The organism is Streptococcus cristatus ATCC 51100 (assembly GCF_000222765.1).
GTDB classification, from domain to species: domain Bacteria; phylum Bacillota; class Bacilli; order Lactobacillales; family Streptococcaceae; genus Streptococcus; species Streptococcus cristatus.
In genome coordinates this window covers 133,591-159,953 of the sequence record NZ_AFUE01000005.1, presented here as the reverse complement: position 1 = coordinate 159,953, position 26,363 = coordinate 133,591, and the positions used below count along the sequence as shown (strand labels likewise).

Below are 26,363 nucleotides of genomic sequence, written 5' to 3'. Positions count from 1 at the left end.
GATCTATGGAGCTGAGACGACCAGAACTGGAAGACAAGGAAAATATTTTAGAGATGCTGGCTGACTTTGAAGCGGCTGGTAGCCGACAGGACGGCTTCTTTGGTGGAGCGGATTTTGTCTATGAGGACTGGCTGGAGACCATTCGGCTAGCTGAGGCAGGGCTAGGCTTGCCGCAAGGTTTTGTGCCTTACATCCAACTAATCTCTTTTGCTGCAGATGGTCAGGCTGTGGGCTTTCTCAATCTGCGTTTGCGGCTCAATGACCATTTACTCCAAGAAGGCGGGCATATCGGCTATAGTATCCGTCCCTCTGCGCGTGGGAAAGGATTGGCCAAAGAGCAGCTGCGACAAGGTTTGCAAGTAGCTAAGAGTAAAAATATCAAACGTGCTTTAGTGACTTGCGATTGTGATAATGCTGCCAGTCGGGCAGTGATTCTAGCTAATGGCGGAGCTTTAGAGGATATTCGAGCTGGTAAAGAGCGCTATTGGATTGATTTAGATTGAGGATAGTTTATGAAGTTACGACGACCAACTTTGGAAGATAAAGACGCGATTTTAGAGATGATTGCGGAGTTTGATGCTGCAAAATCCTACATGCACGGCGGCATGGGCTCTACTTGGAAACGAGCAAAGGATTATAAGGATTGGCTGAAAATTGTAGAACGGAAGGAAGATGTGGCAAACTTGCCAGCAGGTTGGGTTCCTGCCGTCCAATTTTTATCCTTTGATGAGACCGGCTTGCCTCTGGGCTTTTTAGCTCTGCGCTTGTCCTTGAATGACAAATTATTTGTGGAGGGTGGGCATATAGGGTATTCTATTCGGCCTAGTCAACGCAGAAAGGGTTTGGCCAAGATGCAGCTGGAGCTCGGGTTAGCAGAAGCTCGAAAGCAAGGACTGGAACGAGTGCTGATTACCTGCGATGAAGATAACGAAGCCAGTCGTCGCACCATTCTCTCTGCTGGCGGTGTTTACGAAAATACAATCGACAGAAGTCAGCGCTATTGGATAGATTTGGAGGATGACGATGAACAATCCCAAACCCCAAGAATGGAAAAGTGAGGAGCTGAGCAAGGGACGCATCATTGACTATAAGGCCTTTAACTTCGTGGATGGCGAAGGCGTCCGCAACTCCCTCTATGTCAGCGGCTGTATGTTTCACTGTGAAGGCTGCTATAATGCAGCAACTTGGTCTTTCAACGCTGGTATTCCTTATACGCAAGAGTTGGAGGAACAGATTATGAAAGATTTGGCAGAGCCCTATGTGCAGGGGCTGACCCTTCTAGGCGGCGAGCCATTTCTCAATACAGGCATTCTCCTGCCCTTGGTCAAGCGGATTCGGAGAGAGCTTCCAGACAAGGATATTTGGTCCTGGACGGGCTACACCTGGGAGGAGATGATGCTGGAAACGGAGGACAAGCTGGAGCTGCTGAGCCTGATTGATATCCTGGTGGACGGCCGTTTTGATATCACGAAGAAAAATCTCATGCTACAATTTCGTGGTTCCTCTAATCAGCGCATCATTGATGTGCAGAAGTCTCTTCAGTCAGGACAGGTAGTCATCTGGGACAAGCTCAATGATGGCCTCCAGACCTATGAGCAAGTTGATCGAGACGGCTTACTATAATCGTCAAGATCAGAGCAAAACTTTCAGTATAAAAATAGGACGTTTGGTTCAATTTTGTCCACAATTTTTCAAATATGCTTACTATATGCCAGCAGCTCTCTGAATTTCATGAGCAGAGCTCTATCTTATCTACCAGAATAAGGTGGTGTCAATGCCTTGATATCGCTTTATTTTTCTATGTTTTGGCTTGAATTCGATTTCAAAGTTGAAGTCGTTGACAAAAGAATAGGATTTTTTTACAATTATGTAATATTCTTAAGAAATTCTTAAAAAAGCTATGTTTTTATGCTATAATAGACTAGAGTAATTTCGCACAGAAAGTAGTAAGGTGAATGTATCAGAGAGCAAAAAAGTCTAAAAAGAAAAACGATCGATTAAAAATAGTTAATAGCACCCTCTTGGGTGTTTATACTTTGTTAGCGGCCTTCTTGATTTTCACAATTTTCCGCTATCATTTTCTAGCTTTTCGCTATGTGAATATCTTGGTGACAGCCCTTATCCTGGCAGTGGCAGTCCTATCAGGATTCCTGATTTTCAAGGGTAAGGCAGGCAAGACCACTAGTGCTATCCTAATAGTAGCCCTGCTTGTGGGGTCAGTGTCTATGTATGCTGTAAAGGGTTTGGTTGACTTGTCGGCTGGCGTTAATTCTACTTCCAACTATTCTGAGTATGAAATGAGTGTTATGGTGCCGGCAGATAGTGATGTTCAGGACCTCAAGCAGTTGACAAATGTCTTAGCACCATCAGGAAATGACCAAGACAATGTTCAAGCGCTGATGAAAAATATCAGTCAAACACAAGGACATGAGCTGACAGTGGACACAGCATCTTCTTATCTCGCTGCCTATAAGTCGTTGACTTCTGGTGAAGCCAAGGCTATGGTCCTGAATAGCGTCTTTGAAGATACGATTCGTGGTGAAGATCCTGACTATGCTTCAAAAATTAAAAAAATCTATACTTATAAGATAAGCAAGAAGATTGATACAGCTATTGGCAAGCAAGATCCAAATGCAGAGGTCTTCAATATCTATGTCAGTGGTATTGACACTTATGGCCCGATTTCTTCTGTGTCACGCTCGGATGTCAACATTATCATGACAGTCAATCGTAAGACCAAGAAAGTCTTGCTGACAACCACACCACGAGATGCCTATGTTCCAATTGCGGACGGTGGCCTTAATCAGCCGGATAAGCTGACTCATGCGGGTATTTACGGCGTAGATGCTTCAGTTCACACCTTGGAAAACCTCTACGGTATTGATTTGAATTATTATGTCCGGCTAAATTTTACTTCCTTCCTCAAGTTGATTGACTTGCTAGGCGGAATTGATATTGAGAACGACCAAGACTTTACTAGTCTGCACGGTAATTACCATTTCCCAGTAGGTAAGGTCCATCTGAACTCTGATCAAGCTCTAGGCTTCGTCCGTGAGCGTTATTCTCTAAATGGTGGAGATAATGATCGTGGTAAGAACCAAGAAAAGGTCATTGCAGCGGTCATTAAGAAACTAACTTCGACAGATGCATTGAAGAATTACAACGCCATTCTTTCAGGGCTGCAGGATTCTGTCCAGACCGATATGAGCTTGGAGACGATGATGAATCTGATCAATACTCAGCTGGAGTCAGGCGGAAGTTATAACGTGACTTCTCAAGCCTTGACCGGAACTGGGAATACAGGTCTGCCTTCCCATGCGATGCCAGAAGCCAATCTCTACATGATGGAAATTGATCAAAATAGCTTGGCAGCGGCCAAAGCGGCGATCCAAGAAGTAATGGAAGGGAAGTAAAGCATGATTGATATTCACTCGCATATCATTTTTGATGTGGATGACGGCCCTAAGACGCTAGAGGATAGCCGACGTCTGCTCGAAGAAAGCTATCGTCAGGGCGTTCGCACCATTATTTCTACTTCTCATCGCCGAAAGGGCATGTTTGAAACGCCCGAAGAAAAGATTGCAGCAAACTTCAAGCAAGTTCAGGAGGTAGCGAAGCAGGTTGCTGACGATTTGACCGTGCTATATGGAGCGGAGATTTACTATACTAGTGATATTTTAAAAAAGCTAGAAGAGGGGACATTTCCTAGTCTAGGTGGCACCAAGTATATCTTGATCGAGTTTAGCATGAATACACCCTACAAGGATATTCATTCCGCCTTGGGCAATGTCATTCGCCTCGGTATGACTCCGGTAGTGGCCCATATCGAGCGCTATCACTGTCTAGAAAATGACGAAGACAAGGTCAGTGAATTGATCAATATGGGCTGCTATATGCAGGTCAATAGTTCAAATATTTTGAATCCTAAGCTCTTTGGTGATCGTTACAAATTTATGAAAAAGCGTGTTCAGTTCTTTCTAGAACGGGATTTGGTCCATTTCGTTGCCAGCGATATGCATAATCTCGATGACAGACCGCCTTATATGCAAAAGGCCTATCAGATTGTCGCGAAAAAATATGGCGCTGCGCGTGCGGAAGAACTCTTTAAGACGAACCAAGAAATCTTATTAAGTAACGAGTTTATTTAATCAATCAAACTCTGGAGAAAGTAAATACATGAATCAAGAAAATCAAATGATCGAAATCGATGTGTTGTCTCTGTTGAAGACAATTTGGAAACGGAAATTTTTAATTATCTTAACTGCCTTATTGACGGGGATTTTAGCTCTAGGTTATAGCGTTTTTATTGCCAAACCTGCTTATAAGAGCACGACGCGTATCTACGTTGTCAATCGTCAGCAGGGCGAAAATCCTACATTGACAAACCAAGACTTGCAGGCAGGTTCTTATCTGGTAAAGGACTACAAGGAAATAATCTTGTCTCAAGATGTCTTGGCATCAGTCATTTCAGAATTGAAACTGTCAGGATCACCATCTGATTTGGCATCTAAGGTAACTGTGACTGTACCAACAGATACTCGGATTGTGTCTATTACGGTTACGCATGCAGATCCGGCAGAAGCAAGCCGTATCGCCAATACTTTGCGTGAAGTTGCTGCTGAGAAGATCATCGCTGTTACCAAGGTATCCGACGTTACAACGCTGGAAGAAGCAGAAACACCAAAAACACCGTCTTCTCCAAACATCCGTCGCAATACTATCATTGGAGTGCTTGCGGGTGGTGTCTTGATGGTCCTTGTAGTAGTGAGCGTGGAAATCCTTGATGACCGTGTCAAGAAGCCAGAAGATATCGAAGAAACCCTAGGAATGACCCTGCTTGGTGTCATCCCAGATATGAGTAAGGTAGGTTAGGAGATACAATGCCAATACTAGAGTTAGCAAAAAAGAAAAAATTTCTATTTCACGGGTAGAGGAGTATTATAATGCCCTTCGGACCAATATCCAACTTAGCGGTGAAGATATCAAGGTGATTGCTGTGAGTTCTACCTTCCCAGGTGAGGGAAAGACGACAACTTCAACCAATCTTGCCCTGACCTTTGCCAAGGCGGGTCATAAGACACTTTTGATTGATGCAGATATCCGAAATTCAAAAATGCTAGGTGGAGTCTTTAAGAGCGGTGAGAAGGTTTCTGGCTTGACAGAGTATCTTGCGAGAAATACAGACCTATCTCAAGGACTGTGTGAAACGGATGAGGAAAATCTCTTCGTCATCACCTCAGGACAAGCGTCACCTAATCCAACGGCTCTTCTCCAGAGTGAACGATTTACCACTATGATGAGCGTCTTGCGCCGTCATTACGACTATATTATTGTGGATACGCCGCCTATTGGTATGGTGGTAGACGCAACCTTGATTGCCAAAGTTTGCGATGCTAGCCTTTTAGTCGTATCGACAAATGAAGTCAAACGGAAAATGGTTCAAAAATCTAAAACGCAGTTGGAACAATCGTCCACACCATTCCTTGGCGTGGTCTTAAATAAATACAATGTGCAAGCAGACAAATACGGTTTCTATGGTTCCTATGGACACTATGGGGATAATTTGAGTAAAGAAGAGTAAAGAATAGAAGAAAAGCGGGAAAGACTATATGTTTAGAAAGCAAAGGGAAATTCAAGAGTTAGGAGTAGCTGTATTAGAACTGCTAGTGTCTATGCTAGCAGCGGTTTTAGTGAGCTTTATTTCTAATTCTGACTTGACAAGGACAAGTGTCTTTATTCTCTCTTTGCTTCATATTCTTGCTTTTTACATCAGCAATTATTTTCATCACTTTTTCCGCAGAGGTTATTTTGTAGAGTTCATCCAAACTTTAAAATACAGTGCCTTCTATGCCCTCTTTGTCACTTTTGCTTCCTTTGTCATGGAGGAACACTTCTCTATCTCGCGCCGAGGGCTCATCTATTTTATCTTACTAAATGGCCTATTAGTTTATGCGGCCAATATTTTGTTCAAAAACTACTATTCTTCTATTCATGCTCGGTCAAAAAACAGTACAAAGGTTTTTGTCATTACTACAAGTTCTAGGGTAGGAAAATTTTTTGCTCAAATTGAAAAAGCACAAGACTTTGTTGGTCAGATAGTGGCAGTCACAGTAGTGGATGATCCTTCTTTTACAAGTTCTGCTTTTGATGTAGTGCTGGAAAAAGATATGATTGAGTACGCAACCCGGTCAGTAGTGGATGAAGTGTTTATCAACCTACCTAGTGACCTCTATCGCTTGGAAGATTTGATTTCTCAGTTTGAGCACATGGGAATCGACGTCAATGTTAATATCAATGCCCTAGATTTCCCAACCAATGGCGAGAAGCGCATTCGTAATGTGGCTGGTTTTAATATCGTGACGTTCTCAACTCGTTTCTATAGTTATTACCATGTCCTTTTGAAACGACTTCTAGACATTGTTGGTGCCCTCTTTGGCTTATTGCTCTGTGGGATAGCTGCTATTTTCCTAGTGCCTCAGATCAAAAAAGATGGCGGTCCAGCCATTTTCTCTCAAGATCGAGTTGGGAAGAATGGTCGTATCTTTAAATTTTATAAATTCCGTTCTATGGCGGTGGATGCGGAAGAGCGCAAAAAAGAGCTGATGGCGCAAAACACAATGTCAGACGGCATGTTTAAGGTCGATAATGATCCTCGTATCACGCCGATTGGACACTTTATTCGCAAGACAAGTCTGGATGAGCTGCCTCAATTTTGGAATGTCCTCAAAGGCGATATGAGCCTGGTCGGTACACGTCCACCAACTGTGGATGAATATGAGAAATACACGCCTGAACAGAAAAAACGTTTGAGTTTCAAACCAGGTATCACAGGCCTTTGGCAAGTCAGCGGCCGCAGTGAAATCACGAATTTTGATGATGTTGTAAAACTAGATGTGTCTTATATTGATGATTGGACCATCTGGTCGGATATAAAAATTTTACTAAAGACTGTCAAAGTCGTACTAATGAAAGATGGAGCGAAGTAGAGGAATGGTTAACAGAATTCAAATATTAGGCATTAATATTGACCCATTAACAATGGCCGAAACGGTAGAGAAAGTAGATAGAATTATTATTGAAAAAACTCCTCTTCATCTTATGGGGGTAAATGCGGACAAGATCAATCAATGTCATTCGGATGAAGTTATCAAGAAGATAGTCAATGAGTCGGGGATCATCAATGCAGATGGGGCTTCGGTCGTATTAGCTGGTCGATTTTTAGGTCAGTCAATTCCTGAGCGCGTTGCTGGGATTGATCTTATGCAAGAGTTACTGAACTTGTCTAACAGAAAGGGATACTCTGTCTATTTTTTAGGAGCTAAGGAAGAAGTTCTACAGGATATGTTATCTATTTTTAAGGGGACCTATCCACAACTTAAGGTAGTTGGTTTTCGAAATGGCTATTTTACAGAACATGACGAGGAAGCTATTCAGGAAGATATTCGGGTGAAAAATCCGGATCTAGTCTTTGTCGGCATTACTTCACCCAAAAAAGAGTACCTGATTCAAAAATTTTTGGACAATGGGCTTCAAGCAGTCTTTATGGGGGTAGGTGGCAGTTTTGATGTTCTGTCAGGTCATATCAAACGTGCTCCTCTTTGGATGCAAAAGTCTCACTTAGAATGGTTGTTTAGGGTTGCAAATGAACCTAAACGACTTTTTAAGCGCTATTTTGTGGGGAATGCTACATTTGTAAGGAAAATTTTAAAGGCGAAAAGGGGATATCAATTTTGAATCAAACAGAAATGCTTGCCTTAATTCAAAAAGTAGAGTTAGATGCTATTAAGGAATTTAGAAAAATATGTGGGGAACACGGTATCGATTTTTTCCTTCGTGGTGGTAGTGTCTTGGGCGCCGTCAAATATAATGGTTTTATTCCTTGGGATGATGATATGGATGTGGCCATCCCTAGAGAAGGGTATGATAGGTTGCCTACCATTTTTAAAGATCGTATTATCGCTGGTAAATATCAGGTACTTTGTTACCAATATAGTGATAGCCTACACTGCTATTTTCCCCGTCTCTTTTTATTAGAGGATGAGAGAAAACGCTTAGGATTACCTAGAAATACAAATTTAGGTTTGCATTTGATTGATATTATCCCACTAGATGGAGCTCCAAATAATTCTATATTGAGAAGATTTTACTTTGCTAAGGTTTATTGGTATCGATTTTTGGCTAGTCTAGGTACAACTTATGTTGGAGATCATGTCGATATGCATTCTCCTAAACAAAAAATGATCATCGGCCTTTTCAAAAAAATTGGTTTTGCAAAAATCTTTCCGCAGAATTCTGTCTATGCTCGCTTAGATAGGCTTTATAAAAAGTACGATTGGCACAAACAAAAGTATGCAGGCACGATTAATGCTTCCCTTTTTGCTAAAGAGGTTATGCCATCAGAAATCTGGGGTCAAGGGGTCATGATGCCTTTTGAAGATACAGAGTTTAGAGTTCCTACAGACTTTGATAACTATCTAAAAAGGCTTTATGGTGAAAATTATCGTTATGAGGAACCTAGTGATGACGAAAAAAAATCACATTTAGGAGGTTAAGGATTTGTTTTGTTATATTATTTTGCATTACAAAGTGTTGGAAGAAACACTGGCCTGTATCAAATCTATTAAGGAAACTAATCCGAATCCAAAACAGCTGGTGATTATTGATAATTTTTCCGATAATGGCACTGGCGAAAAACTAAAAGAAATATATCAATCTGATTCGGAGATAGATGTTCTGATTAATCATGAAAATGCAGGTTTTGCTCGAGGGAATAATCTGGCCTATAAATTTGCTAAAGAAAAATATAATCCAGATTTTATGGTTATCATGAATAACGATATTGAGATTGAAACAGAAAGTTTTGAGGAAGTTGTTTCAGATATTTATCATCAGGAAGGCTTCCATATACTTGGTCCAGATATTTTTTCTACGACCTACCAGCTCCACCAAAATCCAAAGCGGCTTACTCGCTATAGCTATGAGGAAGTTAAAAATCTTAACGAAAGATTTAAAAGGGAGAGCAAACCTAGCTTAGCTTTAAAGATAAAATGCTGGTTAAAAGCAAACAAGGCCCTGCGAACCTTTGTCTATCAGAATAGGCGTAAAGGAAAAGAAATTGATTTCAGAAATCAAGTTGAAAATCCTATCCTACATGGTTCTTTTCTTATTTACTCCAAAGATTATATCACTAAGGAAGACTATGCTTTTAATCCCAATACTTTCCTTTACTATGAAACAGAAATTTTAGATTACGAGGCTGAATGCAAGGGCTACAAGCGTCTCTATACTCCCAAAATCAGGGTATTGCATCATCAAAATGTTGCGACTAATCAAGTTTACAGTAATCTGTTAGAAAAGACACTATTTTCAAACAGATGTAATTTTGAATCAACTAGTTATTTTTTAAAGTTGATGGAGATTACCTAGGTTACTGCTATAACTTTAGAAGAATAAATTGAATGAGAGAAATATGAAAAAAATATTATACGTAACAAATGTGGATTGGAATTGGATAAAACAGCGTCCCCAATTCCTTGCTGAAGGCTTATCCGAATTTTATGAAATGCTAGTTATATATCGATATTGGTATAATAGAAAAGGCTTGACTTTAGATAATAGTTCAAATATAACAAATTTATCAAGAATATATGCTTTACCTTTCGTAAATAGATTTCCTAGGATAAAGCAGCTTAATGACAAAATTGTTTCATGGAATATTAGAAGAAAAGTCAAAAGCTATGATCCAGATTATATATATATTACTAACCCAATGCAATTTGAGGGGGTTTCGAGTAATTCGAATATTAAGGTCATATATGATTGTATGGACTACCATTCTGCTTTTATTGAGGATAAGGTTGAACGTAGGAGATTGCAATATTTAGAGAATCAATTAGTGCAAAGAGCAGATTTGGTCCTAGTATCTAGTGAAAAATTAAAAGATAATTTGTTAACTGATTATGACTTATACAATCAAGAAGAAAAAATTGTAATAGTCAGAAATGGTTATAATGGTAAAATTTTAAAGCTTTCTAATAGCAGCAAAAAGACAAATAAGAAATATATTTTGACTTATGTTGGAACAATTAGTCATTGGTTTGACTTTGATGTACTCTTGCAAAGTTTGAAAGATTTTAAAAACATTGAATATAATTTGATTGGTCCAATTAGTAAGGCAAGTATTCCTGAACACGATAGGATCCATTATTTGGGCAGTGTTCCTCATGAAGAAATTTATCATATGATTGAAGATGCAGATGTTCTTATTATGCCTTTTCGGCTTAATGATATTGTAGAAGCTGTAGATCCTGTCAAATTATATGAGTATATCAATTTTGGTAAAAATATTCTCACAGTTCGTTATAAGGAAATTTCAAGGTTTGAAGCATTTTCATACATGTATTCGGATTATTCTGAGTATAAAGAAAATTTGATAAAATTGATTGCTAATAATAACTTGAAGTATGATGAGCTGGCTAGAAAAAACTTCTTGAAAAACAACACCTGGGAAAAGAGAGCAGAAATTATTCATGAGTTAATTGAGCAATTATGATTTTCATTGGAGGAATGAATGAAGCGTTATAATTTTGGAATCATAGAAATCCTATATTACATTACAGTCATGTTATCGGTGGGAATGTTTCTAGCTCTCTCTATTAACTTATATGTGCATAGAAACTTATTAACTATTTTATCTTTTTTTTATTGTTACTAGTAGTTCCTGTTCTAATAATTAATAATAAAAAATTGCTAATTCTTCCTTACTTTATGCAATTTTTTATTTATTTGTTTTTCTTCTAGTATCCATCGAGCGAAAGTCCTGTATGGGTACAGCCTTAGTGATATATTTTTCGCTGCTAGACAGTACATATGGATTTTCCTTTTCTTGGTGTTAATTTATTTATTTAAAAACAGTGATAGTAATTTAAAAAGAGTTTTAGATAATACCGTTAATATATTATTGATTTCTTTAGGTGTACGAAGCATATCATGGGCAGTCTATACCGTATTTAAAGTAGAATTATTTCCATCTATTTTAAGAGAGTACGGGAATCTCTGGTATAGGAATGAATATTCAATACGTGTTGATGGAACACCTTTGATTGTAATAGGGCTACTTATCTCAGTCTTTTTCTATTTCAAATTTAGAAATCTAAAATATTTGTACAATTCTCTGTTTATAATTTTATATATCATATTTGTCAACCAGACACGAATACTACTTCTTTCAATATTAATCTCTATCTTTGTGATGTTTATATATTCTAGAAGAACAACTCGTTTTGTCACTTTTATAAGTTTAATAATTGCAATTTCCTCATTCATTTTTGGAGGAGGGATAGATTACATTCGGTCATATTTTAACATTGATACAGGACTAATGGACATGGGGCTTGGCTTTCGCTACTGGGAACTGAAATATTATCTAGGATTATTAAATAATAATATATGGAAAACCGGAGTTGGAGTACTAACCTCAAATAATATAAATAGTTATTATATTTTAGCTGGTCCTGGGGCAGTAAAAATGTACTTAGATGATTTGGGTTTTATAGAGTTATTTGTTCAGTTTGGAATAGTGGCATTCCTTATGTATGGTTATATATTTTATAAAATAATAAGCCTAATTGTCAGAATGTCAAGTGAAAAATTTATGTTAGAAAGAGCTTTTTTCATTGCTTTGTTAGTGAATTTAATAATCACTTCAATATCATTGAATATTTTTGGTGCTCAAAGAAGTTTTTCATTAGCAATTATTCTCGCTATAATATTTTACTATGATTATAAATTGAAACATAATATAGAAGATCAGGTGTGTGATGGATAAGGTATGTATAGTTATTCTTAATTATAATAATTGTGAAGATACAATTGAATGTGTGCAGAGTCTGCGAAGTGCAATAAATTCGGAAAAGTACAAGATTGTGATTGTTGATAATGCCTCAACGAATGATAGTGTAAGTAAGTTAAATAATATACTATCTCCTATAGAGATCATTGTAAGTTCAGAAAATAGAGGATATGCACATGGTAATAATATTGGAATAAAATATGCTGAACAGGCAGGATATGAGTATATTTGTATTCTAAACAATGACACTATAATTGATGTTGATTTTATAGAAACTTGTAAAAATGAACTAAAAAATAGTGCTCAAGTAGCTTTTGTCAGTCCAGCATTAGTTGAGTATAAGGATAATAATTTAATCCAGTCAACGGGAGGAGATATCTTTATTAATAAAGGGATTGTAACTCTAAAGAATCATGGCGCTAGGAGGATAGAACTTCCCCCTAAAATCGAAAGCGATTATATTGGAGGCGCTTGCATCATGTTTCGGACCTCCATTTTGAAAAATATCGGATATATTCCTGAAAATTATTTCTTATTTTTCGAGGAAACAGAATGGTGCTATAAAGCACAAAAAATGGGCTATAAAAATATATGTTTGACTGACAGTTACATTTACCATAAAGGTTCGGTCTCAATTAAATCAGTTTCGGGCTTACAGGAATATCTAATGGCGAGAAATAGGGTTGTATTTGTTAGACGCAATATTGATAGTAGAATAAAATATTACTGTTTCTTAATATATTTATTTTTACAACAAGGTTACCATTTTTTATTAAGAAAGAATAATGCAAAAAATAAAATAAGATACTATCTAGATGGTGTTTTTAATAGGGTTGATCCTTCTTACCCTTTTATTATTGTTGAGAATGAATGATTCATTGGTGTTTTGTTATGTTTTGCTTATAGGCCTTATTAGGACATGATATATTGCTAATAATAAACGAACATTAAAAAGGAATATGGTGAAATATGGAGTTAATAGATATTTCTAAAATAAATACTAAAACGGTCGCATTTGATTTTTTTGATACAGTAGTTCATAGAGATTGTCATCCTGAAGAAATATTATATCAATGGTCGAAGCAAATGGCTTTTGAAATGAAATTTGAGATCTATCCATCAATACTATATGATTTAAGAAAAAATGTTGAGAAGACTTATAAAAATTCTGGTATTGAAGAAATCGAATATGATACTCTTTTATCAAGTATTTATAGGAAAATTGAAAATCAATTGGAGACTATGAGTCAAAAGGAATTTATAGAGAAAGCTAAAATTATAGAATTAAATATAGAATTACAGCATATATATTTAGATTCTGAAATTTTAGAAGCTTTAAAATTTCTAAAAAAAGAATCAAAGAGAATCATACTAGTTTCAGATTTTTATACTGATAAAAAGCTTATAGAAGAGATATTAAGAAAGTTCAAAATTTTAGATTATTTTTCAGAGATTTATATTTCTAGTGAGAAATCTTATCGTAAATCAACAGGTAATCTCTATAAGTTGCTTTTAAAAGAGTTGGAATTATCTCCTGAGGATGTAACTATGATAGGAGATAATTTCGAATCTGATTATGAAATCCCAAAATCTCTTGGCTTAAAAGCAATTCATAGGAAATATGAAGACACATACACTATCACAGGAAATAGGGAACTAGCTAGATTATATAAACAAATCTTATTTGGAGATAGTATGAAGGCCCCCTTTAATGTTTTTTTGGCAGATATTGTATTCTTTATCTCAGAATTGCATAAAAGACTAGTTAAAGATGGTGTTCAAACTGCTTTATTTTGTTCACGCGAAGGCCAATTGTTAAAACAGCTATTTGATATTTATCAAAATATTTTCTTTTATGAAAATCAAAGAATCAAAACAGAATATTTTTATGTTTCTAGGCGATCTACCTTATACCCTTCTTTCACAAGTTTGGAGGATGAAAAGTTCGAGATTATTTTTCGACAATATAAAAAAATGACAATTCAAAATTTTTTGTTAAATTTGAATTTTACTGATAATGAAATTACTTCAATTACTCAAGATATGAATAGAGAATTTACAGATATCTTAACTATTGATTCTAAGTTGTTATTGGATTTAAAAGCTCACCCAGTTTTTATTTCAAGATTTAATAAAGAAAAAGAAGATGGTTTACTACTCAGAAATTATGTGGAAGCATTAACTCCAAGTCAGGATGAAATATATATTGTTGATGTTGGATGGAAAGGGACTATACAGGATAGCTTACAAAGAGCTGTTCCAAATAAGAAAATTGTGGGCTATTATTTAGGATTAATTCTAAATGAGTATTCAGTACAGAACAAAGATAATAAATTTGGAATGCTTTTTTCTGATTATCCTAACAAATCTCCATTTTTTGATATTGTCAGTAGAAATTTTGGCTATTATGAAGATATTTTTGTAGCAGATCATGGCCCAACTTTAAAATATAAACAGGAAGAAATGATTGTTCCAGTTCTAGATGAAAACGAGAAACATGTAAAAATATATAGGGCTGTGCAAAATTATCAGAAACAGATGGTTGAAGGATTTATAAAGATAGCTGAAGCATATAAGAATTTGAGTTCTCTTCCTTTTGAGCAAATGGAACTCTGGTTGACGATGTCACTAAAAAAAGAGTGTGTTCATCTTCCTAAATTATTATCATTTTCAAGGTTATTAAAGGAACAGGTAGCAGAGAATTTTGGAGAAATTGTGACTAAAAATATAGCTAAAAAATCGCTTAAAAGATTAATTAAGGAGAAAAAGAACTTTTTCTGGGTTGATTTTGCTTATAAGCCGTTCTTTGGGACTAATTTTTTGTTTATTCCAGAATTGTATACTAGGCTGATATATTTGATAAAGTATACTGATTTAAAATTGAGGTTGAAAAAATATGAGGAATAAATCAATTAGATTGAATGCACTATTGAATATCATTTTGACGCTTTCAAATATTATTTTTCCTTTGATAACGTTCCCATATGTATCTAGAATTTTAAATCCTGAGGGTATAGGTGTAGTATCATTTTTTTCTTCAATAGGTAATTATGGTGTTTTAATTGCTTCGTTGGGAATATCGACTTATGGAATCAGAGCGGTTGCAAGTATTAGAGAAGACAAAAATAAACTTTCTAGAATAGTGCAGGAGCTGGCAGTCATAAATATTATAATGTCGGGATTGGTAACTCTGTTATTATTAGGGATGGCGCTAGTAATAAAACAATTGAGTAAAGAATCTTCACTATTATTGATAACTTCTTTAACCATTTTATCTTCACCACTTGCCTTAAATTGGCTATATAGCGGAATTGAGGAATACGCCTATATTACGAAACGATCATTAATATTTAAAGTATTTTCGTTGATATTAATATTTTTATTTGTCAAAAAACCAGCGGATTACGTTGTTTATGCTGGTATTACCCTGTTTTCAACTTTAGGTTCAAACATTTTAAATGTATGGCATAGCCGTAAATTTGTTTATATAAAACGTTACAAAAATTTAGAATTTAAAAAACATTTTAAGCCGATGTTTTATCTTTTTGCTTCATTACTTGCTGTTAATATTTATACCAATTTAGATACAGTTATGCTTGGATTTATTAACGGAAATGAAGCAGTGGGTTACTATTCTGTAGCGTCAAAAGTTAAGTGGATTTTACTTTCACTGATAACTTCAATTAGTGCAGTCCTCTTGCCACGATTATCATTTTATATTAGTAAGAAAGATACTTCAAAATTTAATAAGATGCTAAAGGAGTCTTCGGCAGTTATTTTCTTTATTGCTATTCCCTTAGTTGCATTTTTTATCGTAGAAGCACAGAATAGTATTCAATTACTAGGAGGAGAAAAGTATATTTCTGCGACACTTTCAATGCAAATTCTCATGCCAATTTTGGTTATATCGGGTTTTTCAAATATTACAGGTAATCAAATTTTAATACCTATGAATAGGGAAAGATATTTCATGTTTGCTGTTTCGTTAGGTGCTCTTGTTAACCTTGGTTTAAATTTAATTTTGATGCCCAAATTAGGAATTATAGGAGCCTCAATGGCTACCCTTTTTGCGGAATTAACACAAATGACAGTTCAGTTTATCTACTCTTATAAATACTTAGCAGGTAATATTTCAAAAAATAATTTACGAAATGTTATACTAGCAACAGTTATTGCAACCATAATCTTAATAGTAGTTGAAAGTCGAATTGTACTAGCCACTCCATTTTTATCTCTTTTTCTTGCAGGAAGTATTTTCTTCTCTATATACTTAGGTATCTTACTTTTGCTAAAAGAGGAGGTTACTATTCAATTATTACAATTTATAAAGTTAAAGCCGTAAACTGTTAGAAATTTGTTAAAGTTATTACATTAATTATTTTATAAATAATAATTTAGGAGAAACCAATGAAGAAAGTAATGCTAGTTTTTGGTACACGTCCAGAAGCGATAAAGATGTGCCCATTAGTAAATGAGTTGAAAAAACAAGGTGAAATAGAAACTCTTGTTTGTGTGACGGGTCAACACAAAGAAATGGTGAGCCCTGTTTTAGAACTGTTTGGTGTTAAACCAGACTATGATTTGGAGATTATGAAGGTAAATCAAACTTTATTTTCCATTACAACGAGTATTCTAGATAAAATAAAACCTGTTTTAGAAAATGAACGACCAGACATTGTACTTGTACATGGTGATACTACTACTACTTATGCAGCAGCTTTAGCAGCCTTTTATCTAGGAATTAAAGTGGGGCATGTAGAGGCAGGATTGCGCACCTACAATTTACGAAGTCCTTTTCCAGAGGAGTTCAATCGTCAGTCGACATCAATTATCGCGAATTGTCATTTTGCACCGACTGAATTGGCAAGAGAAAATCTCGAAAAAGAAGGACGCGACAATGTATATGTTACTGGGAATACAGTGATTGATGCGCTTAAAACGACGGTCAGAGAGGATTATTCACATCCTGTCTTAGATTGGGTTGCTGGAAGTCGTTTGATTCTTCTTACTGCTCATAGGCGAGAAAATCTTGGAGAACCTATGAAACATATGTTTCGGGCTGTCAAGCGTGTTTTAAATGAACATACAGATGTCAAGGTTGTTTATCCAATTCATAAAAATCCTTTAGTCAGAGAAACAGCAGCTGAGATTTTTGGAGATATTGAGCGTATTCAGATTATAGAACCACTAGATGTCCTTGATTTTCATAATTTCATGAACCGTAGCTACATGATTCTAACGGATTCTGGCGGAGTTCAAGAAGAGGCTCCGTCTTTGGGTAAGCCTGTTTTGGTTATGCGTGATACTACAGAAAGGCCAGAAGGTGTGGCAGCGGGGACTTTGAAGCTAGTAGGAACAGAAGAAGAAACGATTTATCAGAACTTTAAGTTACTTTTAGAAAAAGATAACGAATATCAAAAAATGAGTAAAGCTAGTAATCCTTATGGAGATGGAACAGCTTGTAAACAGATTGTAGATATCTTAAAACGGATATAGTTTTCCCAAATGTCAAAAATATTCCCTGGGATCTCATTTCTTAGCACCTTACCTTTTAGCTTTTAAATGAGACTAGAAAATTTTCTGACCGAATGTCCTTCTTTTAGCTTTGAAACAAGTTTAACGCAAAAAGACTGGAGTTTTGATGGAAATTCAAGGCGCTTATAATAGGTTCAGAGATTATATGGAGGTATGTTCGCTGCCTAAAGACAAGCATAGAGTGGCAAAAATTGCATTTGTGCCATATGGTTTACTATCTCTTGCACTACGATATTCGGAAGATCGAATTTTTTAACGTCTATCATTATTGGATGGCTTAACGCTGCTATCTGAAGACTTTGAGGGTGGGGCTGAAATTCAAAACGAGAATTCTCCTCTCTCATGGCAAACGCATGAAAAATCCTAGTTTTCAGAATGCAGATATCATAAGCTTAAAATCAATCAAAGTAGTAAACTAGATGAGGAGGAACCTACGATAATTAATTTTATTGTTTCTATGTTTTATAGTTTTCATCTCAGTTTGCCTTCATCAAAGGTTTGATACCTCTTGTATGATGAGCTTTATCAGCTGTTAATCGCTTAGTCTTTATCAGAGATGAGAAACAAGTGCGAGCAATTTTTTGTGGAGAAGTATATTTTGTAAGTAAGTCATAGATGAACTGATTGTGAGGGTTTTTAACGATTCTGTGGAGTTCAGGAAAAACAATGCCAAATAATCTGATGTATAAGTTCTTGCATTTAGAACGTGACTGAATTGAGCGATTTTGATAGCGAGTCTACTCTTTTAAAAAATCCACAAGATTGTAATTATAGTGTCCTGTGCTTTTAAGTGTTATCTGGATGTCTTGTTTTAGAGGAGATAGCTGTTCTAGTCTTAGCTTAAGCTGATAAAAGCCATGGTAAGAATTGGCAAATTTGAAGTTAGCTATTATCATTTCTCCATTTTCATTGTTACAGGCTAAATCTTATTTATTTTTGTCAATGTCTATACCAACATAGAGCATAGATTTTTGATTCTTTTCAAAATGGTTAGCGACTGTTGTTTGTTCCACGCACTCTTTGTCTTGTATCCTTAAACGAGATAAAACGTCCAAGCGTTATCATTCTCATTACCAATTAAGTGAAGAGCTGAGGGTTAGAGCCTCCTTGAAATCGTCTAAGTGATTGGTGACACTTACTAATCCACAGCGCTGAACTAAGTATAAAACAAATCTATAAAATAGTTAAGAAAGGGTTTATATTGGCGGAAGCTACCTGCTAATATAAATATAAGGGGATAAGTTTGAAGATTGTAATTCCAAGAATTATTCATAACAAAGAACAATTGATCTGGGATTGGTCCGGGACGATAACTAATATTAAGAAATATTTGGGGAAGTACGAGAGTGTTGAGGAACAGAATGTTTTCTATACATTTAGAATGAACGTACACAAGGCTCTTGTTCGCTTAGGTCTTAGAAGATCTGATATGAACATGACGTATATAAAATATGCTGAAAATCAAGTTCATTTATCACCAAATGATGTTTGTCTCACTTTTGATGAGTTTCCATTATCGTTTCCTAAAAATCCTATCTATATTTATCAGGATCTGAATCTTTTTTATTTAAGAGAGGTTTCTGAAAACAATAGTCAATCATTCCAATATAGTGGCTTTCAGAATGTCCCAGTTGATATTTTAGATAGCCGCTTAAGAAAACAAGAAATATTTTATAATCAAGTGACCGGAGTATTTACTATGAGTAAATGGTTCTCAGATTATTTGATAACTCAACAAGGGCTTCCAATTGAAAAAGTTCATTATGTAGGCGCTGGAACCAATATGGATAATTTATTGATTGAGAATTGCCATAAGGAGCGCAATAAATTTTTATTTATTGGCAAGGATTTTTTGCGTAAGGGTGGGGATTTGGTTTATAATGCCTTTGTATATCTGCAGAATAATCTCATGCCTGAAGCTGAGTTGTATATTATAGGGCCCTCGGATGCTCCAATGGATTTTGATAATCCGAATGTTTATTTTTTAGGTAATCTACCAGCTAATAAAGTACAATATTATTATAATCTTTGCGATGTATTTGTTTTACCTTCTCGATTTGAAGCATTTGGGATTGTATTTGTTGAAGCACTCTGCTATGGTTTGCCATGTATTGGTCGAAATTTAATGGAAATGCCAAACTTAATTCAAAATAATGAGACAGGCCTACTGCTATCTGCTGAAGAAGAAAATCCACAGGTTTTAGCCGAGAAAATGTATAGTCTAATAACAAATGAAAAATTCTTTAGAAATGTTCAGAGTAAACAAGAGTATTATAAAGTAGAGTATTCGTGGGATACAGTTGCAAAAAGAATGATTTCTATAATGAAACAGGATTTAAACCAGATGTAATCCTTTTCGATGTATATTTTTAATTATTTAGCGAGTTAGATTAGTATTTGGATTTAAGGATTCAAAATTCTTACGATAGATTTACTCACTACAAAAATTATAGGAATTTGATTGTCAGTGTTGGCTTAAACTTAATTTTCTTGCCATGTTTAGGCTCTATTGATACAGCCATTGTATTGCTCTTAATAGATAACTTGATCTGTTTGATTCAGTTATACTCTACTCAGTTCTAGTTAAGGGCCGTTCCTATTATAAGATACATAATGAAAATTATTTTGATCTAAGTTGCTTATTGAGCGAGCATTGCAGGTTATGGCAGATGAACTTGAAAAATAAGTATGGAGTCATTTTTACAAATTTAAAGTTCTATCTTAATTGTCTTGATGTAGAAGATAAAGTAAAAAGTAGACTGTCCCCCAACCCCCAAATGTCAAAAATATTCCCTGAAATGTCATTTTCTAGTGGCTTACCCTACCTTTTGGCTCTTAAACGAGACAAGATACGATTCTTGCCCCTAATCCTCTTCTTTTTACGATAAACTAGTGTTAAAGCAAAAAGATTGGAGTTATGATGGAAATTCAAGAAATTTATAATCAATTCAGAGATTACTATGGAGAGCTTGAGGCTGAGTATGCTCATTGTCAAAAGGCTAGCACGGAGTGGGAAAGCCTGCATCTGCGCTATCTGATTTACTACCTGATGCGCTATGGTATCGGGGAGATGAAGTTTTTTAATGCCTATCACTATCGGGCAGCTTATCGCTGGTATTTGCAGTCCTTGATGCTGAGCTCGGCCTGATATTTAGAGAGTGGGACAGAAATCGGTAATTGCTTAGAATTCGATTTCGTCGTCCCACCTCCGCACAGTTGAGTGGGGCTGTAAAAGCTGATGAAATCAGCGTAGTAGAGCCCACTCAACCACTGCGTCTTGCTCGACAATCCAAAGACAATTGAGAGGCTAGGACTTTTGTCCCAGACTCTTTTTTTATTCCCTTGGGAGGATAATTTATGATAAAATATAAGTAATACGGAGGTTGGCAAAATGGAGAAAAGATCTGGAACTAAGCGACAAGTAGCATTAAGCAACCGTGCCTTTATCCTTGCCCTGCTGGGAGCGGTATTTATATCAGCGACTGCTATTTTATTCTTCCAAAGCATCATGGGGATGCCTAAGGGAAGCGGTAGGAATGTTGCTAAAGATACTCCCAAATCCTCCTCGCTATCAGGAAAGAAGACCGACTCGAAAACGGTGCGCATCATGGCTAATGGCGATCTTTTGTACCATGATGGGCTTTATATGAGCGCTCAGAAGGCTGATGGTAGCTATGATTTTTCGGAAAATTTCACCTATGTCAAGGACTGGCTTCATCAAGGTGACTTGGTCTTGGGGGATTTTGAAGGAACCATTCGCTCGGACTATCCTTTGGGAGGCTATCCGCTTTTCAATGCTCCGGAGGCTGTTGTGCCCGCTATTAAAGATGCCGGCTACCAAGTAGTGGATCTGGCCCATAATCACATCCTAGACTCAGGGCTTGAGGGAGTCTTTACGACTGCCAAAGCCTTTGAAAATCAAGGAATTAGCCCAGTTGGTGTCTATACTCACAAAAACAGGGATAAATCGCCCATTCTGATCAAAGAGGTAAAAGGCATCAAGATTGCTATTCTGGCTTATTCCTATGGTTTTAATGGCCTGGAGTCCAATCTCAGTCATAAGGAGATTGATCATCACCTATCAACCTTTGATGAGGAGAAGATGAAAGCGGAGATTGAGCAGGCGGAGAAAGAAGCGGACATCACGGTAGTCATGCCACAGACGGGGATCGAATACCAGCTGGAGCCAAATGAGGAGCAGGTTGAGCTTTATCATAAGATGGTGGACTGGGGAGCGGACATCATTTTTGGTGGGCATCCGCACGTGGTGCAGCCTTCAGAAATCCTTGAAAAAGATGGTCAGAAGAAGCTGATTATCTATTCCATGGGAAATTTTATCTCTAATCAGCGGATTGAAACTATGGCTGGTGTGGATACGGCTGAGTGGACCGAGCGTGGTGTCTTGATGGATGTTACCATTGAAAAGACGGACAAGGGGACCATTATCAAAAAAGCTCAGGCACATCCAAGCTGGGTTAGCCGTGTGGAAAAGGGAACTTACTCACCAGAGGGTTACCCGCTTTACACTTATCAAACTCTGATCTTGGAAGATTTCATCGAGGGTGGAAAATATCGCAATCAGCTGGATCAGGCGACCAAAGATCGGATTGATACGGCCTATAAGGAAATGAAAGAGCATGTGCATCTGAATTGGAAATAAGCACAAAAAGCGACACTCCCTTTTGTTTCTTTGCTTTCTTTGATGAAAAACGAACTATTATAGAGCCTACAAGCAAAATAGTTTCATTATCAAAGAATTTTATATATAATATAGGATACAAAAGGGGACAGGTATGTACAGCGTAATAGAAATGTATGGCGATTATGAGCCCTGGTGGTTTTTAGACGGTTGGGAGGACGATATCATTGAAAAAAGGTATTTCGATGATTATTATACCGCCCTCAAATACTACAAGAACCGCTGGTTAGAGATGTCTGAAGCATCGCCACTTTATAAAAGCCGCAGTGATCTTATGACGATTTTCTGGGATCCGTCCGATCAACGTTGGTGTGAGGAGTGCAATGAAGATATTCAGCAATACCACTCCCTGCTTTTGTTAGAAAATGAAAGTAAGATCCCCAAGAGCAAGTATCGTCCAGGTTACCGCAAGCAAAATGCTACTGAAAAACACCGTATTTGCAAAATTAAAGTGCGGGCTAGGTAGGATAAAAGTCAAAGAATGGAGAAAATTTCTTCATTCTTTTTTTATTTTTTCTCATTTTGTGCGAATAGTAAGGTGAGGAGGACTTATGGTTCAAAAAATTGCAAAGGAAATGATTCAATTGGCCAGGCAGGAAGCAGCTCAAGATGTCTATCTGATTCCCAAGAGCACCTGCTATGAGCTTTATATGCGGGTGGGTGATGAGCGGCGCTTCATTAAGACCTATGATTTTGATTTATTATCGTCAGTCATCAGCCATTTTAAGTTTGTCTCGGGGATGAATGTCGGGGAGAAGAGGCGTAGTCAGCTAGGTTCCTGCGATTATGATTGTGGGGATGTAACGGTCTCGCTTCGTCTGTCGACCGTCGGGGATTACCGTGGCTATGAGAGTCTTGTGATTCGGCTCTTACACGATGAGGAGCGTGAGCTGCGTTTCTGGTTTGGCAATCTGCCTGATCTTCGTAAAAAAGTCAATTCTCGCGGCCTTTATCTCTTTTCAGGGCCAGTTGGCAGTGGAAAGACGACGCTGATGCACCAGCTGGCTCAGATGAGATTTGGGCAACAACAGGTCATGTCTATCGAAGACCCTGTGGAAATCAAGCAGGAAAACATGCTCCAGCTTCAGCTGAATGAAACTATCGGGATGACCTATGACAGCCTCATCAAGCTGTCTCTGCGCCATCGGCCAGATCTCTTGATTATCGGGGAAATCCGAGACCAAGAAACGGCTCGTGCGGTGGTAAGGGCTAGTTTGACAGGAGCCACGGTCTTTTCAACCATCCATGCTAAGAGCATTCGCGGAGTGTATGAGCGCCTGCTAGAGCTGGGTGTCAGTGAAGACGAGCTGCGTATGGTACTACAGGGCGTTTGTTACCAGCGTTTAATCGGGGGAGGAGGTGTGATCGACTTTGTCAACCAAGACTATCAAAAGCATGAAGCCAGTCTCTGGAACCAGCAGATTGACCAGCTTTTTGCAGATGGACATATCACAGATGATCAAAGGCAGGCGGAAAAAATTATCTACGCCTAAGCAAAAGAAGATTATCGAGCTGTTCCGCAATCTATTTACCAGCGGTTTCCATCTTGCGGAGATTGTCGATTTCCTACGGCGGAGTGCCCTTTTAGAGGAGGCCTATGTCGCGGAAATGCGTTCGGGTTTGGCTGCTGGCCAGTCATTTTCCCAGATTATGAAGCGTTTAGGTTTTTCAGATAATGTGGTCACCCAGCTATCTTTGTCTGAGTTGCACGGAAATCTAAATCTTAGTTTGGGTAAAATCGAAGATTATCTGGAAAATCTATCCAAGGTCCGTAAGAAATTGATTGAGGTGGGGACTTATCCCCTGATGCTGCTTGGGTTTCTAGTACTGATCATGCTGGGCTTGCGTAATTATCTCCTGCCTCAGTTGGACAGTCAAAATATGGCTACTCAGTTTATTCATTATCTACCGCAAATCTTTTTGGGAGGCGTTCTGGTGATTTGCTTACTGATTGGCGGAGGTTGGTTCTATTATCGCAAGAGCTCTAAGATGAGATTTTTCAGCCGTTTGGCCAAGTTTCCTTTTGTTGGCGCCTTAGTGCGGGCCTACCTGACAGCCTACTATGCGCGTGAATGGGGCAATATGATTGGGCAAGGATTGGAATTGAGCCAGATCTTTCTTATCATGCAGGACCAGCCTTCTCAGCTCTTTCAGGAGCTGGGACGAGACTTGGAGACGGCTCTAGGCGCAGGTCAGGGCTATGCCGAGAAGGTCGGCACCTACCCCTTTTTTAAGAAAGAGCTGGCCTTGATCATCGAATATGGTGAGGTCAAGTCCAAGTTGGGTGACGAATTGGAATTGTATGCCGAAAAGACTTGGGAAGAGTTTTTCCTGAGAATCAATCGTGCCATGAATTTGATTCAGCCTCTCGTCTTTGTCTTTGTCGCCCTTGTTATCGTTTTACTTTATGCAGCCATGTTGCTGCCAATTTATCAGAATATGGAGATTCAATTATGAAAAAATTAAAAACTTTGAAGGTTAAAGCCTTCACTCTGGTGGAAATGTTAGTCGTTCTTTTAATCATTAGCGTCTTGATGCTCTTGTTTGTCCCGAATTTGACTAAGCAGAAGGATGCTGTTTCAGATACGGGCAATGCGGCCGTAGTCAAGGTCGTAGAAAGTCAGGCTGAGCTTTATGAATTGAAGAATGTTAATGAAAAAGCCACTCTAGGGAAATTGGTTGCTGATGGTCGGATTACCGATAAGCAGGTAGCATCCTATAAGGCCTACTATGGAAAAAACAGCAGTGAAGCTCGTACAGTTGCGGATTAAGGCTTTTACGCTGTTAGAAAGTCTCCTGGCTTTATTTGTGGTCAGTTTCATTTTATTAGGTCTATCTGGCTCTGTTCAGGCTGGTTTCAATCAAGTACAGGAGCAGCTGTTTTTCATGGAATTTGAGCATCTTTATCAGGAGAGCCAAAAGCTAAGTGTGGCTGGACATGAAAAGATAAAATTGACCATTTCGGAGCGCAACATCTCCAACGGCTATCAGCAAGTAGAATTTCCCAAGACTTTGCAGGAACATGCTCCCCAGACCATTCAGTTTGACCAGGCTGGCGGGAATTCTTCGCTCAGTAAGATTGTTTTTCAAACGGAGGATAAAAAGGTTGTTTACCAGCTTTATATGGGCAATGGAAAGTTTAAAAAGACGACGAATGAAGGCTAGCATTTTGCTGGAGGCCTTGGTGGCAATGGCGGTTTTTGCGGCTATTGCCAGCCTCCTGCTTGGCCAGATTAGTCAGTCGCGGCAGGAACAGACTCGCTTATTGAAGGAGGAGGAAGTCCTACGGGTTGCTCGGATGGCCATGCAGACGGGACAGGAAAATCTGACAGCCAACGGCATTACAGTCCGCCAGGTTAAAACAGACCAGCAATTAACTGTCTATCACCAAGAGGAGAAGGTGCTCAGTGTTAAAAAACGTTAAAATCAAAGCTTTTACACTTTTGGAGACTCTAGTCGCCCTGTTGGTCTTGAGCGGTGGTATGTTAGTCTTTCAGTCGATGACTAAGCTTCTGGCTTTTGAACTGCGACATCAACAGGAAAATAAGCAGCAGGAATGGCTCTTATTTGTCGATCAGTTAGAGACAGAGCTATCGCGCAGTCAATTTGACCGAGTCGAAAACGACAAAATCTACGTCAAACAGGATGGCAAACATATAGCTTTGGGCAAATCTAGGAGTGATGATTTCCGAAAGACGGATGCTTCGGGACGCGGCTATCAGCCCATGATCTATGGACTTAAAGCTGCTCCGGTCAGTCAGGAGGGGGACCTTGTTCGCTTTCGCTTCCGGTTTGAAAATAATTTAGAAAGAGAGTACATCTATCGTGTCCAAGATAAAAGTTAAGGCAGGCATCTTGCTTTATGCCCTCTTTATGGCAGCGGTCTTTAGCTTGCTCTTGCAATTTTATCTGAACCGGCAGGTAGCCAATCAGCGTCTCTTTCAAGCCAATAGGGAGCGGGCAGAAGCCTATGCCTTGGCTGTTTTGACCAAGGAGACTGCCACAGAGGAGAACGGGCAATTAGCCTTTGACCAAGGGAGCACCCATTATCGCAGGCAGGGAAATATGCTGGAAGTCAGCAGCCAACTCGCCAATCAGAAGAGTTATTCTTTCTATTTTGAGAGCAAAAAGGAGCTAGAGAAGAAGGACAAGGAAGCTAAAGACTCCAAAGATACTAAAAAAAGTAAAGCGCCCTCTCCTTCAACCGACAAGAGAAGCGACTAATATAAATGTAAAAGATTTGTAATCCGATAGCCCTTGGAAAGAGGGCTTCTTTTT

At 37.9% G+C, this 26,363-nt stretch carries 28 protein-coding genes and 1 pseudogene; all 29 read left to right on the top strand.

What is annotated here, in order from left to right; translation table 11 throughout:
• Window positions 1–5: 5 nt before the first annotated feature.
• The 29 genes and pseudogenes from HMPREF9960_RS02730 (at window position 6) to comGG (ending at window position 26,309) form a co-directional block, all read left to right on the top strand.
• Window positions 6–503 (top strand): GNAT family N-acetyltransferase, encoded by a 498-nt coding sequence (locus tag HMPREF9960_RS02730; protein WP_005591507.1) that lies wholly within the window; start codon window positions 6–8, stop codon window positions 501–503.
• A gap of 9 nt (window positions 504–512) precedes the next feature.
• Window positions 513–1,058, top strand: coding sequence for a GNAT family N-acetyltransferase (locus tag HMPREF9960_RS02725; protein ID WP_005591508.1), 546 nt, complete (start codon window positions 513–515; stop codon window positions 1,056–1,058).
• Window positions 1,018–1,623: an anaerobic ribonucleoside-triphosphate reductase activating protein gene (gene nrdG, locus HMPREF9960_RS02720; RefSeq protein ID WP_111705368.1), complete on the top strand. Its 606-nt coding sequence runs from the start codon at window positions 1,018–1,020 to the stop codon at window positions 1,621–1,623. Before HMPREF9960_RS02725 ends, nrdG begins: the two co-directional genes overlap by 41 nt.
• A 332-nt stretch (window positions 1,624–1,955) precedes the next feature.
• Window positions 1,956–3,413 (top strand): LCP family glycopolymer transferase CpsA, encoded by a 1,458-nt coding sequence (gene cpsA, locus HMPREF9960_RS02715; protein WP_005591511.1) that lies wholly within the window; start codon window positions 1,956–1,958, stop codon window positions 3,411–3,413.
• 3 nt (window positions 3,414–3,416) lie between these two features.
• Entirely contained in the window at window positions 3,417–4,148 is a 732-nt protein-coding gene (gene cps4B, locus HMPREF9960_RS02710) for a capsular polysaccharide biosynthesis protein Cps4B (RefSeq protein ID WP_005591512.1), read from the top strand.
• A gap of 28 nt (window positions 4,149–4,176) precedes the next feature.
• Window positions 4,177–4,872 (top strand): CspC family polysaccharide chain length determinant protein, encoded by a 696-nt coding sequence (locus tag HMPREF9960_RS02705; RefSeq protein WP_005591513.1) that lies wholly within the window; start codon window positions 4,177–4,179, stop codon window positions 4,870–4,872.
• Between the two features lie 8 nt (window positions 4,873–4,880).
• Window positions 4,881–5,581, top strand: a pseudogene (locus HMPREF9960_RS02700) (tyrosine-protein kinase).
• Between the two features lie 28 nt (window positions 5,582–5,609).
• Window positions 5,610–6,986, top strand: a complete 1,377-nt coding sequence (locus HMPREF9960_RS02695) for a sugar transferase (RefSeq protein WP_005591515.1) — start codon at window positions 5,610–5,612, stop codon at window positions 6,984–6,986.
• A 4-nt stretch (window positions 6,987–6,990) separates the two neighbouring features.
• Window positions 6,991–7,734 carry a WecB/TagA/CpsF family glycosyltransferase gene (locus HMPREF9960_RS02690; protein WP_174263561.1) on the top strand — a complete coding sequence of 248 codons (744 nt, stop codon included), beginning with the start codon at window positions 6,991–6,993 and terminating at the stop codon, window positions 7,732–7,734.
• A complete protein-coding gene (locus tag HMPREF9960_RS02685; RefSeq protein ID WP_005591517.1) occupies window positions 7,731–8,552 on the top strand; it encodes a LicD family protein in 822 nt (273 codons plus the stop codon). Before HMPREF9960_RS02690 ends, HMPREF9960_RS02685 begins: the two co-directional genes overlap by 4 nt.
• A gap of 4 nt (window positions 8,553–8,556) precedes the next feature.
• The gene (locus HMPREF9960_RS02680; protein WP_005591518.1) at window positions 8,557–9,426 is read left to right on the top strand and encodes a glycosyltransferase; all 870 of its coding nucleotides are present in this window, start codon (window positions 8,557–8,559) and stop codon (window positions 9,424–9,426) included.
• Between the two features lie 43 nt (window positions 9,427–9,469).
• Window positions 9,470–10,552 (top strand): glycosyltransferase, encoded by a 1,083-nt coding sequence (locus HMPREF9960_RS02675; RefSeq protein WP_005591519.1) that lies wholly within the window; start codon window positions 9,470–9,472, stop codon window positions 10,550–10,552.
• A 336-nt stretch (window positions 10,553–10,888) separates the two neighbouring features.
• A complete protein-coding gene (locus HMPREF9960_RS02670) occupies window positions 10,889–11,827 on the top strand; it encodes a polymerase (RefSeq protein WP_255209849.1) in 939 nt (312 codons plus the stop codon).
• Complete coding sequence (locus HMPREF9960_RS02665; RefSeq protein WP_005591522.1) at window positions 11,820–12,725, top strand: glycosyltransferase family 2 protein; 906 nt, start codon at window positions 11,820–11,822, stop codon at window positions 12,723–12,725. The genes HMPREF9960_RS02670 and HMPREF9960_RS02665 overlap by 8 nt, the downstream gene beginning before the upstream one ends.
• A gap of 95 nt (window positions 12,726–12,820) precedes the next feature.
• The gene (locus tag HMPREF9960_RS02660; protein ID WP_005591523.1) at window positions 12,821–14,758 is read left to right on the top strand and encodes an HAD-IA family hydrolase; all 1,938 of its coding nucleotides are present in this window, start codon (window positions 12,821–12,823) and stop codon (window positions 14,756–14,758) included.
• On the top strand, window positions 14,748–16,193 hold the full coding sequence (locus HMPREF9960_RS02655; RefSeq protein ID WP_005591524.1) for a flippase: 1,446 nt from the start codon (window positions 14,748–14,750) through the stop codon (window positions 16,191–16,193). The genes HMPREF9960_RS02660 and HMPREF9960_RS02655 overlap by 11 nt, the downstream gene beginning before the upstream one ends.
• Before the next feature lie 65 nt (window positions 16,194–16,258).
• A complete protein-coding gene (gene wecB, locus HMPREF9960_RS02650; RefSeq protein ID WP_005591525.1) occupies window positions 16,259–17,347 on the top strand; it encodes a non-hydrolyzing UDP-N-acetylglucosamine 2-epimerase in 1,089 nt (362 codons plus the stop codon).
• 164 nt (window positions 17,348–17,511) lie between these two features.
• Window positions 17,512–17,667 carry a sigma(X)-activator ComW gene (locus HMPREF9960_RS11100; RefSeq protein ID WP_438270152.1) on the top strand — a complete coding sequence of 52 codons (156 nt, stop codon included), beginning with the start codon at window positions 17,512–17,514 and terminating at the stop codon, window positions 17,665–17,667.
• A gap of 962 nt (window positions 17,668–18,629) precedes the next feature.
• Window positions 18,630–19,736, top strand: coding sequence for a glycosyltransferase family 4 protein (locus HMPREF9960_RS02645; RefSeq protein WP_005591529.1), 1,107 nt, complete (start codon window positions 18,630–18,632; stop codon window positions 19,734–19,736).
• Window positions 19,737–20,306: 570 nt separating this feature from the next.
• The gene (gene comW, locus HMPREF9960_RS02640; protein WP_005592089.1) at window positions 20,307–20,534 is read left to right on the top strand and encodes a sigma(X)-activator ComW; all 228 of its coding nucleotides are present in this window, start codon (window positions 20,307–20,309) and stop codon (window positions 20,532–20,534) included.
• A 243-nt stretch (window positions 20,535–20,777) separates the two neighbouring features.
• Entirely contained in the window at window positions 20,778–22,046 is a 1,269-nt protein-coding gene (locus tag HMPREF9960_RS02635) for a CapA family protein (protein WP_005591531.1), read from the top strand.
• A gap of 133 nt (window positions 22,047–22,179) precedes the next feature.
• Complete coding sequence (locus tag HMPREF9960_RS02630) at window positions 22,180–22,551, top strand: DUF1033 family protein (RefSeq protein WP_005591532.1); 372 nt, start codon at window positions 22,180–22,182, stop codon at window positions 22,549–22,551.
• Between the two features lie 85 nt (window positions 22,552–22,636).
• Complete coding sequence (comGA, locus tag HMPREF9960_RS02625; RefSeq protein WP_005591533.1) at window positions 22,637–23,578, top strand: competence type IV pilus ATPase ComGA; 942 nt, start codon at window positions 22,637–22,639, stop codon at window positions 23,576–23,578.
• Complete coding sequence (gene comGB / locus HMPREF9960_RS02620; protein WP_255209852.1) at window positions 23,526–24,542, top strand: competence type IV pilus assembly protein ComGB; 1,017 nt, start codon at window positions 23,526–23,528, stop codon at window positions 24,540–24,542. Before comGA ends, comGB begins: the two co-directional genes overlap by 53 nt.
• Window positions 24,539–24,856, top strand: coding sequence for a competence type IV pilus major pilin ComGC (gene comGC, locus HMPREF9960_RS02615; protein ID WP_005591535.1), 318 nt, complete (start codon window positions 24,539–24,541; stop codon window positions 24,854–24,856). The genes comGB and comGC overlap by 4 nt, the downstream gene beginning before the upstream one ends.
• Window positions 24,816–25,250, top strand: coding sequence for a competence type IV pilus minor pilin ComGD (comGD, locus tag HMPREF9960_RS02610; protein WP_037586086.1), 435 nt, complete (start codon window positions 24,816–24,818; stop codon window positions 25,248–25,250). The genes comGC and comGD overlap by 41 nt, the downstream gene beginning before the upstream one ends.
• Window positions 25,216–25,509, top strand: a complete 294-nt coding sequence (gene comGE, locus HMPREF9960_RS02605; protein ID WP_174263560.1) for a competence type IV pilus minor pilin ComGE — start codon at window positions 25,216–25,218, stop codon at window positions 25,507–25,509. Before comGD ends, comGE begins: the two co-directional genes overlap by 35 nt.
• Window positions 25,493–25,930: a competence type IV pilus minor pilin ComGF gene (comGF, locus tag HMPREF9960_RS02600; protein WP_005591538.1), complete on the top strand. Its 438-nt coding sequence runs from the start codon at window positions 25,493–25,495 to the stop codon at window positions 25,928–25,930. Before comGE ends, comGF begins: the two co-directional genes overlap by 17 nt.
• Window positions 25,911–26,309, top strand: coding sequence for a competence type IV pilus minor pilin ComGG (comGG, locus tag HMPREF9960_RS02595; protein ID WP_005591539.1), 399 nt, complete (start codon window positions 25,911–25,913; stop codon window positions 26,307–26,309). Before comGF ends, comGG begins: the two co-directional genes overlap by 20 nt.
• The last annotated feature ends 54 nt before the right edge of the window (window positions 26,310–26,363 follow it).